Genomic DNA, 13,961 nt, shown 5'->3' with positions numbered 1-13,961 from the left:
CCTCATACACCAGAGTCGTAGATCACGGCCACGTTTACCGTGCCGGGAACGACCCCGGTGGTGAGTCTTCCTCCATCGGATGGCGACCCAGTCCGTCGGCGTGTTGGCGAATTCCGAGAACGGCCACCCGTGTTGGTTCATGGCATATCCGACGACGATGCCACATTCGACGAGGCACCGGGGGCGCCCAGTGAATTACTGCGACGACCACTCGCACGCTGGCCGAGTACTCCACCGGCGGGCGCCATCCGGCGATCATCGACTGTATGTGATCCGCTCGCAGACCTCGAAGCATTGACCGGCCGAATCCACGACAGAACGTCCACCAGATCGTCCCACCCGCAGAGCTCGGCAGACCCACGGCGTACTGCCCGTCGACGTCGGCCGTGGAGTCGCGAGTGTGCCCACCGAGACAGTGCTCGCGGACACGTATGACGTTCTACACCGACCAGTCACGGCGCGGCACCGTACCGGTCGTGCAAAGGGTGCGCCCTGTCTCGCCGTGAGCGTAACGCTGTCGTCGGCTTGCAGTCCCACCGGTGTCCCATCGGGCTGTGTGACGTCGGCGAGTCGGCTCACAAGTTGCGTGCTGAGGCGAGTGCCCCTCAATCGCTCGAGATAGAGATCGCCGCCGCCGGACAGACATCCGCGGCAGTACGGAGGAGTCCGACACCGTCGCCGGCCGTCACGGACTGGTGTGTGCTCTGTGCGCGTCCACCGGCGAACACGAAGTGATCCGGTGCCACGGCCACACAGAAGCCCGCGCCGATGCATCCGCGGGACACCTCGGCACGCCACTTCTGTTCGGACATAATCGAACTCCTACTGTCGAGACCTACGCCGAAGCCGGAGCCGGCCAATTGATGCCGACGCTCCTCATCCCCTGCATCACGTCCATATCGGGATGTGACTTGACGACGTCTTTGAACGACGGGCTTCCGACTACCACCGACTTGAAAGAACGCAGAAACGCATCGATCTCATCGGCTTCCTGTTGGGGAATGCCGAATTCGGCGAATGCCGGGGTGACGATGTCCTCGAACAGCGCGTCCCAATACTCTTCGGTGATTCCCATGCCGCGGTGAGCTGTCGCCATGTCCGGACCGTGATAGGTTTGCGGACCGCCCCAGTGCATGCCGAGGAAGTCCACGAAGCCGCTGATCTCCTCCTGTACTTCTGCCTCGGTCTTGTGGTTCCAGATGTGGCCGATGGTCGGGTTGAGCATCGCCCGTATGACCAAGGTGCGGGCCAAGAATGCGACCGATTCAAGACCGCCCAGGCGGTCGTAAAGACTTGCTTGCTCAGTCATGGTGTCTCCTTGTGCAGTGATAGAGCGTGAAAGGGGCTGGAGCATTCGGGGTGATTCGAGACTTGACCTGCCAACCTCCGCGCGTGACCCATCTCGGGCCGTTGACAGTGCGAAGTCGAGGCCGATCAAGAGCCAACACGTTGCGCGGCTGGGTAAGTGGTGTCACCTTCTCTCCGTCGGAGCGCGACGAGGGACAGCAGGATGAACGACGCGGTGAGAACTGCCCAGAGGATCGCGTGGTCGGCGATGGTGTACATCCGGAACGAACCGAGGACCTCTGCCGGGAATCCCGGATAGGCGATGTCGGGGCCGTTCATCATCGGCCCGGGCACCTCTTTGAAGCTGGGCAAGGCGAGGGCGGCGATGACAACTGTCGCGACGTACCCGACGACGCCGATCAGAGCCGACAGGAATCCTCCCAACCGTGGTCGGAGCCAGGTGACGACCACGGCGACCGCGACGACGGCCGCGACGACCGACGTCACCGTGATCGTCAGGAATGCGCTGGTGCGGGCACCGATCGTCTGCCCATCGCCGACGGCCGGAGGGTTGGCGGGATAGACGAGAAACGGAACCGCGAACACGACGATGAAGCCGATGGCGCCGATCGCAGCGGCAACCCATCGTGGGTCGGTGCCGGGGTAGCGGCGACCCAGATAGCCCCAGAGGACGGTGAATGCCACGGCGAAGATTGCGCCCATGCACAACGCGAAGGCGATGCTGCCGACCGCGGCACCGAGGCCTTCCTGGACGGTCCGGCTGAACACCTCGCCGTGTTCATGGGCGTGTCCGCCGGCACCCTCGAGCGCCTCATGCGCGGCCGACCTGCCTTCCTCGTAGCTGATTGCGGCACTCACCTGCGGTTCCAATGCAATTCGTGCGAACACGTAGGTCACGATGCCGGCGAGTAGGCCGGCACCGAGTCCCGCCCCGATGCACTTCTTCTCCATGATGTGTCCTTGTCAGTTCGTCAGTGGCACGGGAAGCCCAAGAAGTGGCGGGCATCGTGTACGAACTCGTGCACGTGGGTGTCGGCGCCAAAGATCGACACCGCGCCCTGGTCGTAGCCGATGAAGTAGTAGGTCAGCAGCGCGAGCGCCATGGTCAGGCTCAGTGTTAGTGCGACACTGGCGGTCTCGAGATGGGGAACCGCCCATACTCGGGTAGCGGTCGGGGCAGGGACTGCGTTGTTCGACACGTGTCTGTTCCTTTGTGTGAGGTGGAGGACGGCAGACCCGGGTCAGGGTCCGGTGGCCGGGTCAATGGCGACCGGTTCCAGGATCGCCTTGTGGTGGTTGCGGTTCGGCGGAGACGAGAGGACCTCCGCTGTGCGGTCTGCGACCTGGTCGGAGCGAAGGGCGCCCACCTCGGAGAGGACCTGTTCGAGGGCGGAGACCCAGTGCTGGTAGTACGACCACGAACTATCCGACAGGTCGTCGACCGATGTCTCCCAGTCTTGTATGGACGCGATCAGTGCGCCCTGGAACTGCGTCCAATCGTACTGGCCTCCTTGGTGAGCAGCCACTGCCAGAGCGAATGCCCTTATCTCCCAAGGCGTGTTGAACGCGAGATCCTCCGGCCGCCCTCCGGGCAGATCGCCCACCAGCTCTTCGACGACGCGGCGCCGCTCGGCCACCGCCGGTGCCGCGGTGTTCACGACGCCACAGCCTTGACCGGGCCGACACCGATCATCGAGTCCCGAGTCACCAGTGCGGCGAGTTGCTCCTCGGTCCATCCCTCGGTGCCGGCCGGCCGCTGAGGCAGAACCCAGTAGCGCATCTCGGAGCTGGAATCCCAGATCCGGATCTCCGTGGAATCCGGGACATCGAACCCGAAGTCCTCGGCGAGCACCTTGCGCGGTTCACGTACGATCCGCGAGCGATACTGCGGTTCCTTGTACCAATTCGGAGGGAGACCCAGCACCGGCCATGGGTAGCAGGAGCACAGCGTGCACACGATCGCGTGGTGGACGGTGTCGGTGTCCTCGAGCACCCGCATGTCCTCGCCTTGCAGGCCGCCGATACCCAGTTCCTTGCAGGCCTCGGTGGCGTCCTCGAGGAGCCGATCGCGATACTCGGGGTCAGACCACGCCTTGGCGACCACCTTGGCGCCGAGCTGCGGTCCGACCTCGTTCTCGTAGATGTCGACGATGCGATCGACCATCGAGGTGGTCATCACACCCTTCTCGATGAGCATCGATTCCAAGGCCTTGACTCGGGCCGCGATCTCTTCCTGGCTGGGCACGTCGCTGCTCACTTGGCTGCTCCTTCTGTCGCGATTTCGATGTAGGGGTCCCACACGTCGAAGTAGACCGATTGGTTGGGATCGCCGTATTCGGCTCCCCACAGCTCCTCGGCGGTGAACTTGACCGTATAGACGTGTTCGGGGTCTTCTCCCAGCCCGTTTCCGGCAGTGTCGGGGTAGATGAACGAACCACGCTGGGCAACAACCGTTCCGGTCTTCCCGCGCACGTATCGCGCACGCCGAGTGTGGCCGGGCGGGCTGACGTCGGTCACCGTGACCACGTCGCCGACGGAGAATCGCGCGGGCTTGTCGGTCTCGCGAATGGCCGGCGCACCCGCCGGAACGACGGCATTGACGAACTGGATGAGCTCTGCTGACTGCTCGTGTTCGGGCAGCGGTGCATCCGGATTCGCGAGGTAGTATTCGGTTCTGCGGTCGAGCTCGTCAGGGTCGATCGCGCCGGCCGCGATGGCGTGGTTCTCGATCGAGTACAGCCAGTGCTCGTAGTAGGGGGCTTTGAGATAGACCGCCGGGTCCATCTTCTCGATGCCATGGCGAAAGGAATCCACGCCGAAGAAACCGGCACGGAAGCACGCCGGAAACATGGTGAACATCGGCTTCTCCCATTCGGCGCGGAACACCGGTTCGTCCTCGACGACGACGGGGCCGAGCCCGTCGGTTCCGCCCAGATCAAAGACGCCGTTCATGCGATCTCCTTTGTGTTGTCTGCGACGGCTACAGCGTCGCGCATCATCCCGGTGGCGGGGTGGCAGTTGATGTACTCAAAGATCTGGCCGGCCGCATCAGAGACCGAGACCTCGTGGTAGAGACGGAGTTTGTCCAGCTCTGTGGCCACTTTGAAGAAGGTGGTGAAGATCCGCAGGTGTGTGGGATGGGATTCAGCCCAACGCTCGAGTTTCTCCAGCGACCGCCAGTATCCGATGTTGTAGGTCTCGTCGACGGGGTTCCCGTCGACGTCGATGTTCTGCACGAGTCGGTTGCTGTAGCAACCGACATCGGCACCGTTGTCGCGGAGGAAGTCCATTCCCGAGTCGAGGGTGGGCTGAATCTCGTTGAGGTACAGGTCCCGTTCCTCCTCTCCGGCCTCCCGCCAATCCTGACCCGAGCGGATCAACGCGATGTTGTCGTGACCGGCCACCACGACTCGGCCACCCGCAGCCGGATCGCCGGACACGATGGTGAGCGTGTCGCAATCGGCCGGCTGCATCCAATCGTTCTGCGACAGCGGAATCCGCTCACGCATCGATCCCCAGTACCCGTGTTCGTTGATGTCCCCACTGATCCCGTTCATCAATGTGCCTACACCGGGAAGTTGGTCCTGAAACGCGTAGAGTGTCTCGAACTGATCGACACGTGGCGACACGATCTCGCGGAAGTAGCCCAGTCCGTCCTCCAGACGGTCATCCGATGACCACCACTGTTCGACATGCTCCGATCGCAGCCAGGAACAGAATGTGCGGGGATCGCTCCAGTAGGCCACCACGATGAAGTTGTCGTAACCCCGGTTGTCGACATGGTGGGTGACGTCGTGGCTCGAGGGACCGTTCGCCGACTGCAAGCTCGCGACGATGCTCGCCACTGCCGCCAGTGCGGTCTCACGGTTTCTCCCATCAGCGGTCTGCACCCCGAGATAGGCCATGGTGACTTGCTCTATCTGCTGGTCGGCGCGACCCACCCACATCGGGAACGGCGGCTGGTAGTCGTCGGGCACCCTTCGCGAAATGCTTCGCGGACAGATGAGATGAGTGTCGATTGCTGATTCCATTGTTACCTATAGTCTTTCGAACTCGATGGTGATGCTCGGACCGCACCGGGCTGATGGACGGTCCGGGGTCGACCGGCGGTCGCTCCGGGTCTAGGAGACCGTGACGACCGATGAGGTACGGGGTGCGGGGAATCCGCCGGCGAGTTGCTCGAAGCTGTGTCCGACTCGCAGCACGGTGCCGTCGTCGAAGTGTTTGCCGATGATCATCATGCCCACCGGCAGACCGTCGACGAGGCCGGCTGGAACCGACAGCGCCGGATGCCCGGTCACGTCGAGCGGCGCGGTGTTGGCGATCATGCCGAGCGCCTTGCTCACGTACGTGGTCCGATCAACGTCCGGCCCAGGGAGCTCGGTGGCCACGTACGGCAGGGTCGGCATCACGAGAACGTCGTACGTCTGCAGAGCTGTGTCGTAGGCCGCGCGCGCGAGCGGCACGAGGTTGCGAGCCTTGCCGTAACTGGCTCCGCCCAGATTCGCCACGCCGTGATACCCGCACAGCGCAACGAGTTTGACCGTCTCCGAGAGTGCATCGGCGTACTGGATCCGTCGTTTGGCGAAGTATGCCATCTGTTCGGGGTCGTACAGTCCGCCGACATTCATGCCGTAGCCGTTGCCGTCGAGCATCTGATAGGCGCCACCGTCGGTGGCGATCACGTTCCAGACGTGGAATGCGTCGCGGTGCCACGGGATGCTGATCTGCTCCACGACCGCCCCGATCTCGGTGAACCGTCGAGCCGCGTCCTGCACAGTGGAGTCGACGCCGAGTTGTGAAGTGTCATGGCCGAACCCCTCGGCCACGACCCCGATTCGCAGGCCCTCCACACCGCCGTCGATTCCGGACGCGTAGTCCGCTGCTGCGATCGATTCGGGCTGGCGCGGGTCGAGTCCATCGCTGCCGGCGATCACCGAGAGCATCAGGGCCGCGTCAGCGACCGTGCGCGTGATGGGTCCGACGTGGTCGATGGTGCGTTCGATCGGAAAGGCGCCTGTGTAGGGGACGAGGCCGAAGGTGGGCTTGTGCCCCACCACGCCGCAGAACGACGATGGAATCCGGATTGACCCGCCCTGGTCTCCGCCGATGGCAAGGTCCACGTCGCCGTTGGCGACCAACGCCGCGCTGCCGCCCGACGATCCGCCCGCTTCACGGCTCGGATCCCACGGGTTGCGCACGGGCCCGGAGGCAGGTGTGAAACTCGATCCCGAAAAGCACAGGTCCTCACACACCGCCTTGCCGACGATCTCTGCCCCGGCGTCCAGAAGGCGCGAGACCACAGTGGCGTCACGCAAAGGAACGAATCCCTCCAACGACCGCGAGCCGTTCATCATCGGCACCCCGGCCACCGCGACGTTGTCCTTGATCGCCACTCGACGACCGGCCAGCCGGGTATCGGATGGGGTCTCTGCGCTGATCGACGTGTTCACATACCACGCGCCCAACGGATTCGACTCGCCCCCCTGGGCCGGTGTGTGGTCTCGTTGGGGCGCCACCGGCGCCACGGAGTGGGCGTACAGATCGTCGACGACATCGTAGGAACCCAATGCGCCGTCGACCAGACCGGCGAACTCGTCGCGCGCGGAGGCATCCAGTGTGATCCCGAAATGCTCTGCTGCCGAGCCGATCACATCGGGACCAGGCCGCTGAACTGTCATGTCATCTCCTTCTCGAGGCGGAATGTGAGACCGCGACGCCCACCCGCACCGGTCACCACCCGAACGACTACGAGACTATGGATCGCCGCTGCAATGCGTCAATAGGTAGCGACATATCTACTTGTAAACGTTGTGTTTCCGGGACGTGCCGCCATGCGCGTCAGCGACGCCGAGTGGCAACGCGGCGTCAGAACCCGAGAGATCCTTTGCAGGGCAATGATTACGCCGTCCCGCATCGCGCAGCGTCACGACCAACTCGCCCCGCCGCTCACACGGAACGGCCACCGAGCCGGAGTGGCGTCAGTCACATTTCGTTACGGTAGTCTCTGCACAGAAACATGTCAATGAGTACTGACGCAACGACAGATTGCTGTCACAGGGTCCGAAGGGTTCCTTGTCGTGATTCGGCGAGCAGGATCGGCCGAGCCGGGCCGGTCGAGGATGCGACACTGTCGATCAGCTTGCGCCGCAACTCCTCCCTGCTGCTGTTCGGGTCCATGGAGACGAGCTGGCAGTAGCTCTTGATCGCTTCGTAAGTGGTTTCGGACAACGAGCTCATCGGCGGTACCGGACCTCGCAGTTCTTGCTGGTATCGGATCTCGAGATCACGATAGGTGTCGATGGCTCCTTGGAAGTAGGCGAAAGCAGCCCACACCCCCTCTGCCGCCGAGTCGCCGATCAACTGCTGAGTCGCCTCGTCCAGGACGAGCGCGAATGTCCTGGTGCGGCCGCGCAACCCGTGTTGTGCGCACTGCTGCTCGAACACGACCTCGTCATGGCCGACCAACGACGACAAGATCAACTCCGCTCCGGAGTCGTCGATTGCCGCGATGGTCGAGGTGAAGTCCGTGGTTCCCAAAGGGAGGTAGCAATCGCCCAGCACCGAGCCATGGTTCTCCGACACCACGCGTCGAGCGGCCCAGTGCGCACCGAATGACCACGAGTAGCGGTGTCCGACGAAGAACCATCTGCTGCTACCGGTTTCCGACATCAACGCCGGTATCCCCGCCCGCACCTGCGCCAACGGTCGCTCGCCCAACCGAACTATGCCGGGACTCGGTCGCCCGCCCTCGTTGAGTACCGTGTGGACCAACAGCACGCCGCTGCCCTGAAGTGCCGAGGTCGCGGCGTTGAACGTCGCCGAGGTGACACATGCGAAGATGACTCGGCAGCCGCTTCGTATCAGGCGATCAGCAGCAGCGGCGCCCGCCACTGAGTCCGACGCGTCGTCGCCGATGATCAACTCCACCGGAACACCTCCGACGCCGCCATCGGCGTTGATCTCGTCGACTGCCAACTGCGCCAAGGACTCCGTCGCTTGTGCGAAGACCGCCGCAGAGCCTGATTTGCTTACCAGCAGTCCGATGCGATGACGGTCTTTCCGAAGCGGCTCAGGCGGACCGAAGCCCCGCTTGTGAGCCAGCCACGTCACGCCGTCGTGATCCAGGCTGGACTCCACCACCACACGCGAGCCACTGCCATCGGCGAAGAAGCGCACTTTCAAACGACCTCGCCACGGCTGGTGATGCGCGATCACCACCGATGTGCCCCACCGAACCGATGCGATGTGACCCAACAGTGTAATGGGCATCCCCGCCACTCCCGGCCCACCACCGACGGGCAGCGACACCGACACGGCGGCACCCACCGCCAGCTTTGTGCACTCGAGATCGAGCAACTGGCCGGCGGCGAACCGGCCGAACGCGATCTCAGGCGGGTCAGCAGTCGAGATCTGGGCGGTCACCGAGAGAGCAGGCACGCAACACCACCCAGGATCGCCCGAACAGATGACGCCAGACTAGGCGCGTCGCCGCGCGCTCGCACCCTCAGCCACATCGTCCTTCGCGGATGGCGAATCGCTCGAGGTCTCGCCCACCTCCAGCGCACGCTCAAGCACGTCACGAAGGAACTGCAACGCATCGTTGGCCGGACCGGCTGGATCGATCGAGAAGTACCGGTGTCGCCCCGAGCGCCGCTCGACCACGACACCAGACATCTTCAAAGCCTTGAGATGTGTCGACACCGTGGTGCGGCCCACCGACGAGATCTGGTCGCTGATGAATCCTGCGCTGCACTCCCCATGCGACGCCAACGTATCGAGAATCTGACGTCGAACCTGATCCGCCAATGCAGCAAACACCAACTCACGACTCTGCTGATCAGTCACGATCATCGCCATAATCCTTGTCGCCTGCGAGCCATGACGTAGATACGTCAAGTACTGTCAACATATCGTATCGGTGTTCACTATGAAACCGGGGCCGCGACGTTCACGGCTCACTCATTGCACAGATCGGTCGACGTCGCGCTGAGCAATCACGCCGGCAGCTCGGTCACCCTCGGTGCCGGCGACGGCAACCGTCATGGCATCGAGCAGTTCCCCACCCACCTCGGCGGTCGGGCCTTCTCACCGGACCGATACCCAATCTGCAGATGTTATCGCGTACCTGAGCGAGGCGCCGACGGGATCCAGATCGATCGAACAGCTGATGTTCGCGGCGACCCGAACAGTTGTGTAGACGAGGACAGGTTCTCCATCCCGTCGGCGTCAAGCGTGAGTAGATGAGGTCGGCGCCGACAGCAGCGTCTCGATGATCCGGCATGCGGCCGTCGTACCGTCTTCCGACGCCAGCTCGTCGGCCACGGTGAGCGTCGAGCGGCGATACTGCTCGTCCCCCACCGCCGACGAGATCAACTCGGCGAGAACTGAAGCCGTAACGGACGTGCGAGACACCGGCGCGGGTGCACAGCCGAGACGGTGCAGACGCTGCGCCCAGAACGGCTGGTCCATGATCCCGGGCAGAGCGACGGACGGGATTCCGGCGCGAAGGGTCGCCGCAGTTGTTCCGGCGCCACAATGGTGGACTGCCGCCGCCATCTGCGGGAGCAACCAGGAGTGCTCGACCTCGCCGATGGTGAACAGGGTTTCGTCATCCCCACCGTCGAGGTGTGCCCACCCGCGGTGGATGACTCCACGCTGGCCGCTTGAGCGCAGGGCCTCGCGCACGATCTCGCTGATCCCGGCGCCATCGCTGATCGCGGTGCTGCCCAGACCGATGTAAACCGGAGGCGGCCCGTCGGCGAGGAAGCGAACCAGTCCGGCGGGTGCCTCGGGTCCCCCCTGGACGGCAGGCCACCAGTAGCCCGTCACGTGGACGTGATCGGGCCAGTCGGCAGGCTTCGGTACTACACGCGTGCTGAACCCGCACAACTGAGTCCGTTCCCGCTCGAGGCGACGTCGGTGGCCGCGGAGCGACTCTGACGGTAGTCCGAAAGTGCCTCGGAGATCATCGATCAGCGGAGCGAACAGCTTCTCGCCGGCACCGGCCAGCCGCCATGCACTGCGGTTGCCGAGACGACCGTATGAACGAGCGCCGAGCGCAGGTGGTGCGAAATCGCCAGTGACATAGGACGGTTGGAACACAAGAGCCGCGCTCGGACGACCGAGGGCCTCGGCCACGTGCGAACCGAGCAACATTCCGACCGGCCCGCCGCAGAGGACGAGGTCAGCGTCGTCAGCGGCCTGGGCCATGGCCTCGCCGACGCCCACCAGATCCTCACGCATGCCCACGATCGCCTCTTTCGAAGGCTTGAGCTTGCGCCCATCGACCATCGCCTGTCCGTACGGGGATGCGTGGGTGTCGGCTTCGGTGTCGCGCGGCAGGAGCCGGAAGTCGAATCCGGCGTCGGTGATCATCTGCTCGTACGGCTGTTGCGCCGCGATCGCGACCGTCGCGCCGAGATGACCCCGCAGGCCCGCCGCCAGGCCGGTCATCGGGGCCACGTCGCCGCGGGTTCCGAACGCCAGGATGGTGATTCGTGGACTCATCGTGCTGCTCCGATCGCTGAGATGATGAGTTCTGCCAATGTCGAGGTGTGGTCGAGGACGTTGTAGGTCTCGTCGCGCGCGAGCTCGGCGACGGCACCGTCGAGGGCTGCGCGCAGGATGTTCTTGAGCACTGCCGGATCTGCGGTCGTGACGAACTCGCCGTCACGGATGCCGTCCGCGAGGATGTTCTGCGGGTCGAGCAGCGCGAACTCCGCGGGCACACCGGACCTCTCGACAGAGGCCTGCACCACCTGATCGAACCGACGGCCCGCGCCGTCGCGGTAACCGACGGAGATCTCATAGAGGGCTATCGCGTCGCGACGATGAGCGTCGAGAAACTCGCCATTGGACGCGATATAGGCATGAAGACGCTCCGTCGCACTCTCAGCGGCGACGATCCGTGGGATCATCACCGCCACCGACGTGGCGAACACCGCCTCCACGATCGCGGCGACGAGATCATCTTTGCCACGAAAGTGGTACAGGACAACACTCTTCGCAATTCCGGCGCGCTCGGCGATCTTCGCCAGAGATGCCTGCGGGTATCCGACCTCCGCGATCAGTTCAATGGCGCAGGAAACTATCTGGCGCCGCCGCGCCTCGTCGGCGAAGGTTCTCCCGCCACGTGATCCAGACCGCATGATCTAACTTTAGACCGATCGGTCAAGTGGATCAACATCACACCACGGCCAGCATGGGGCACCGCCGGCGACTGTCGCTGCCGCGGACTGACCTCGTGTGGTCAGACCGACGCTTCTTCGGGGACGGGGTACGGATTGGCGCTCAGCACCAGTGGGCCGAACCGACGACGTCGCCACAGGAGATGACGGGCGTCGGGACCCTCGCGTTCCATGACCGCCCGGACGCAAGCTCGGATACGGCTGCTGTAACGTTGCCGGCGGTGGTGCGGCGACAGCGTCTCACGATCTCAGTCACTGCGACGGGTCGTGCGGAGTCCACCTACACCCCGGACTGCTCGTCCCGCACCGCCTCCCGTGCTCACTTGCGGAATCGGCCTTCTCGCGGCACGCCTGTGTGACACCGCCATTCACCGGCCTCCATGCGGATGCAGTACTCCGCGCTGCACAGGTGTTGCCGGCAACCTGAACTTGATGCCACTGCCGGGCGGGAAGTGCCCGCACGGTGGCCGGCGACTTCCCTGACATGGCGCGCCGCCGGCCCAACAAAATGCATAGGATGATCCTGCTGTGTCGCGTGACGCAGGGCCGGATGCACCTCGGTCACCGTGCATCGTTCACCGACTTGTGATCACACACACACACTGCTACGAATGTTACGAAGTTACAGCCTGTGTTTCATTGCGTCAGAAGACGCACGACGAGAGTTGGGGTAAGTCGTGGAAGATGTCAGCCGCAGAAACGTGTTGAAGGCCAGCGGTGCTCTGGGAGCCGCCGGGGCCCTGACAGTGGCCGGACAGAGTGGTGGGTGGTCATGGTCACCAGCCAACTCCGTTCCTGGGAGAGGCACCGGCGCCGATCCACACGGTGTATGGGACCCCGAGGCAGACAAGGTGATCGCAGCCTTGCTCGATCGGGGCGAGGTCCCGCGCGTCAACAAGATCCTGCGCGCGTGGCAGAAGAACGGCCAGCCGCTTCCAGCGGGTCTACCAGGCGACCTCCGCGATTTCATCGAAGACGCCCGGCAGTTGCCTGCGTGGACCGATCGGGACAAGCTGGCCACGGCAGTGCGCTTCAACCAGAAGCGCGGCACATACTTGGGGCTGCTTTACGGATTTGCCAGCGGAATGATGAGCACGGTGATCCCGAAAGAAGCCCGCGCGGTCTACTACTCGAAGGGCGGCGCGGACATGAAGGACCGCATCACCAAGACCGCCAAGCTGGGTTATGACATCGGATCACTGAACGCCTACCAACCCGACGGCGAGATGGTCGTGACATGCGTGAAGACGCGGATGGCTCACGCTGCGGTGCGTCATCTCCTCCCGCAGTCGCCCTGGTGGACGCATTCAGCAGACGAGAAGATCCCGATCAGCCAGGCCGACATCATGAACACGTGGCACAGCTTGCCGACGACCGTGATGCGGCATTTCGACAAGTGGAATGTACCCATCGCAGCCGATGAATCAGAAGGATTCTTGCATTCGTGGCAAGTCAGCGCGGCGATGCTCGGCGTCAAGGACGAGTACATCCCCAAGTCGTGGTCGGCCGCCGACGCGCAGGCCAAGCAGACGCTCGACCCGATCTTGGCGCCGACTGCCGAGGGTAAGAAACTCGCCAACATTCTGCTCGATCTGGGCATGAATCTCGATCTCACCCTGCTGTCGAGGGGCGTGCTCGGAGCGTTGACCAGATTCACCCTGGGCGACAAGATCGCCGGGTGGCTCGACATTCCGCGTGAGCCCGTGTGGACGCCACTGTTCGAGACCCTGTGGACACCGTTCGTGGCGGTACGCGAGGGCCTGTTGCACGTAGGCATGCCGAAGGAGGCGTATTGGATGTTCGATGAGTTCCTGCGCCAGTTCGTGCTGCTGTACATGTCAGAGCTGCGGACGCCGATCAACATCGAGATCCCAGTCCTGAACAATCCGCACTACAAGTGACCGCCGGCACCAAGGGGGCGATGTTCGTGCCTGAAGTCGCAGCGGAGATGGTGTCTCGCGCGGTTGTAACCTGCCCGCCGCAGCTCTCGCTGGGGCGTAGCTGCCGGCCCAGGCTTCCAAGATCGATGCCGGGCGCAATGGTGCACCGACACGTATTGCAGTCGTGGTGTCGCGACCGGGACCATGGGACTGCGACACCTGGCCGCGGGCGCATGAACGGCGAGAGTAGCTCAATGGGAGCAGTCCAGCCCCGGCACCTCGCCGTTGTCGCGGGGGAGTCGATCCTGCGCTTCGGCGCCCAGAAGCTACCCGACGCCGTTGGCGGCATCGAGCACTCACTACGCGTCTTCAGAGGTGAAGTCCTTCACCTCCACGAGGATTCAGAGTCCGCGAAGCCGTCCCGGCACGGTGGCCGACAATTGCTACCTGGCGGAGCACCAGGTGTTGCAGGTTCTCGACGCATACACGACGGATCCGCCATCACCGGCGAATCCTGCTGAGATGGGAGTGGGGGGGGGGGGGGGGGGCGGGGGGGGGGGGGGGCCGGCCCCCCCCCCCCCCC

Annotated in this window: 14 protein-coding genes; 1 reads left to right on the top strand and 13 read right to left on the bottom strand. The window is 63.9% G+C overall.

What is annotated here, in order from left to right; genetic code table 11:
- Positions 1 to 605 precede the first annotated feature (605 nt).
- The 13 genes from QSJ19_RS25830 to QSJ19_RS25770 all read right to left on the bottom strand — a co-directional run bounded on the left by QSJ19_RS25830 (position 606) and on the right by QSJ19_RS25770 (position 11,459).
- Complete coding sequence (locus tag QSJ19_RS25830) at positions 606 to 812, bottom strand: ferredoxin (protein WP_286323912.1); 207 nt, start codon at positions 810 to 812, stop codon at positions 606 to 608.
- Positions 813 to 835: 23 nt separating this feature from the next.
- Positions 836 to 1,309, bottom strand: a complete 474-nt coding sequence (locus QSJ19_RS25825) for a group I truncated hemoglobin (RefSeq protein WP_286323911.1) — start codon at positions 1,307 to 1,309, stop codon at positions 836 to 838.
- Positions 1,310 to 1,434: 125 nt separating this feature from the next.
- Positions 1,435 to 2,259 (bottom strand): CbtA family protein, encoded by an 825-nt coding sequence (locus tag QSJ19_RS25820; RefSeq protein WP_286323910.1) that lies wholly within the window; start codon positions 2,257 to 2,259, stop codon positions 1,435 to 1,437.
- 20 nt (positions 2,260 to 2,279) lie between these two features.
- A complete protein-coding gene (locus QSJ19_RS25815) occupies positions 2,280 to 2,507 on the bottom strand; it encodes a CbtB domain-containing protein (RefSeq protein WP_286323909.1) in 228 nt (75 codons plus the stop codon).
- A gap of 42 nt (positions 2,508 to 2,549) precedes the next feature.
- Positions 2,550 to 2,966, bottom strand: coding sequence for a nitrile hydratase accessory protein (locus QSJ19_RS25810; RefSeq protein ID WP_286323908.1), 417 nt, complete (start codon positions 2,964 to 2,966; stop codon positions 2,550 to 2,552).
- Positions 2,963 to 3,565, bottom strand: a complete 603-nt coding sequence (nthA, locus tag QSJ19_RS25805) for a nitrile hydratase subunit alpha (RefSeq protein ID WP_286323907.1) — start codon at positions 3,563 to 3,565, stop codon at positions 2,963 to 2,965. The genes QSJ19_RS25810 and nthA overlap by 4 nt, the downstream gene beginning before the upstream one ends.
- Complete coding sequence (gene nthB / locus QSJ19_RS25800; RefSeq protein ID WP_286323906.1) at positions 3,562 to 4,260, bottom strand: nitrile hydratase subunit beta; 699 nt, start codon at positions 4,258 to 4,260, stop codon at positions 3,562 to 3,564. The genes nthA and nthB overlap by 4 nt, the downstream gene beginning before the upstream one ends.
- Positions 4,257 to 5,339 (bottom strand): aliphatic aldoxime dehydratase, encoded by a 1,083-nt coding sequence (oxdA, locus tag QSJ19_RS25795; protein ID WP_286323905.1) that lies wholly within the window; start codon positions 5,337 to 5,339, stop codon positions 4,257 to 4,259. Before oxdA ends, nthB begins: the two co-directional genes overlap by 4 nt.
- A gap of 90 nt (positions 5,340 to 5,429) precedes the next feature.
- A complete protein-coding gene (locus QSJ19_RS25790) occupies positions 5,430 to 6,989 on the bottom strand; it encodes an amidase (protein WP_286323903.1) in 1,560 nt (519 codons plus the stop codon).
- A gap of 373 nt (positions 6,990 to 7,362) precedes the next feature.
- Entirely contained in the window at positions 7,363 to 8,748 is a 1,386-nt protein-coding gene (locus QSJ19_RS25785) for a substrate-binding protein (RefSeq protein ID WP_286323901.1), read from the bottom strand.
- A gap of 39 nt (positions 8,749 to 8,787) precedes the next feature.
- The gene (locus QSJ19_RS25780; RefSeq protein ID WP_286323900.1) at positions 8,788 to 9,162 is read right to left on the bottom strand and encodes an ArsR/SmtB family transcription factor; all 375 of its coding nucleotides are present in this window, start codon (positions 9,160 to 9,162) and stop codon (positions 8,788 to 8,790) included.
- Positions 9,163 to 9,537: 375 nt separating this feature from the next.
- Complete coding sequence (locus tag QSJ19_RS25775; protein WP_286323899.1) at positions 9,538 to 10,818, bottom strand: glycosyltransferase; 1,281 nt, start codon at positions 10,816 to 10,818, stop codon at positions 9,538 to 9,540.
- Entirely contained in the window at positions 10,815 to 11,459 is a 645-nt protein-coding gene (locus QSJ19_RS25770) for a TetR/AcrR family transcriptional regulator (RefSeq protein ID WP_286323897.1), read from the bottom strand. The genes QSJ19_RS25775 and QSJ19_RS25770 overlap by 4 nt, the downstream gene beginning before the upstream one ends.
- Before the next feature lie 716 nt (positions 11,460 to 12,175).
- On the opposite strand from QSJ19_RS25770, the gene QSJ19_RS25765 reads away from it, so the two are divergent.
- A complete protein-coding gene (locus QSJ19_RS25765; RefSeq protein WP_286323896.1) occupies positions 12,176 to 13,399 on the top strand; it encodes an oxygenase MpaB family protein in 1,224 nt (407 codons plus the stop codon).
- Positions 13,400 to 13,961 lie beyond the last annotated feature (562 nt).

Source organism: Gordonia sp. ABSL11-1, from assembly GCF_030315685.1.
Classification (GTDB): domain Bacteria; phylum Actinomycetota; class Actinomycetes; order Mycobacteriales; family Mycobacteriaceae; genus Gordonia.
This window is presented reverse-complemented; position numbering and strand designations above follow the sequence as displayed.

Excerpts from the sequence above, each read along its gene's own strand:
- QSJ19_RS25830 (WP_286323912.1), bottom strand. The coding sequence starts at position 812 with ATGTCCGAACAGAAGTGGCGTGCCGAGGTGTCCCGCGGATGCATCGGC.
- QSJ19_RS25825 (WP_286323911.1), bottom strand. The coding sequence starts at position 1,309 with ATGACTGAGCAAGCAAGTCTTTACGACCGCCTGGGCGGTCTTGAATCG.
- QSJ19_RS25820 (WP_286323910.1), bottom strand. The coding sequence starts at position 2,259 with ATGGAGAAGAAGTGCATCGGGGCGGGACTCGGTGCCGGCCTACTCGCC.
- nthB (WP_286323906.1), bottom strand. The coding sequence starts at position 4,260 with ATGAACGGCGTCTTTGATCTGGGCGGAACCGACGGGCTCGGCCCCGTC.
- oxdA (WP_286323905.1), bottom strand. The coding sequence starts at position 5,339 with ATGGAATCAGCAATCGACACTCATCTCATCTGTCCGCGAAGCATTTCG.
- QSJ19_RS25790 (WP_286323903.1), bottom strand. The coding sequence starts at position 6,989 with ATGACAGTTCAGCGGCCTGGTCCCGATGTGATCGGCTCGGCAGCAGAG.
- QSJ19_RS25780 (WP_286323900.1), bottom strand. The coding sequence starts at position 9,162 with ATGATCGTGACTGATCAGCAGAGTCGTGAGTTGGTGTTTGCTGCATTG.
- QSJ19_RS25775 (WP_286323899.1), bottom strand. The coding sequence starts at position 10,818 with ATGAGTCCACGAATCACCATCCTGGCGTTCGGAACCCGCGGCGACGTG.
- QSJ19_RS25770 (WP_286323897.1), bottom strand. The coding sequence starts at position 11,459 with ATGCGGTCTGGATCACGTGGCGGGAGAACCTTCGCCGACGAGGCGCGG.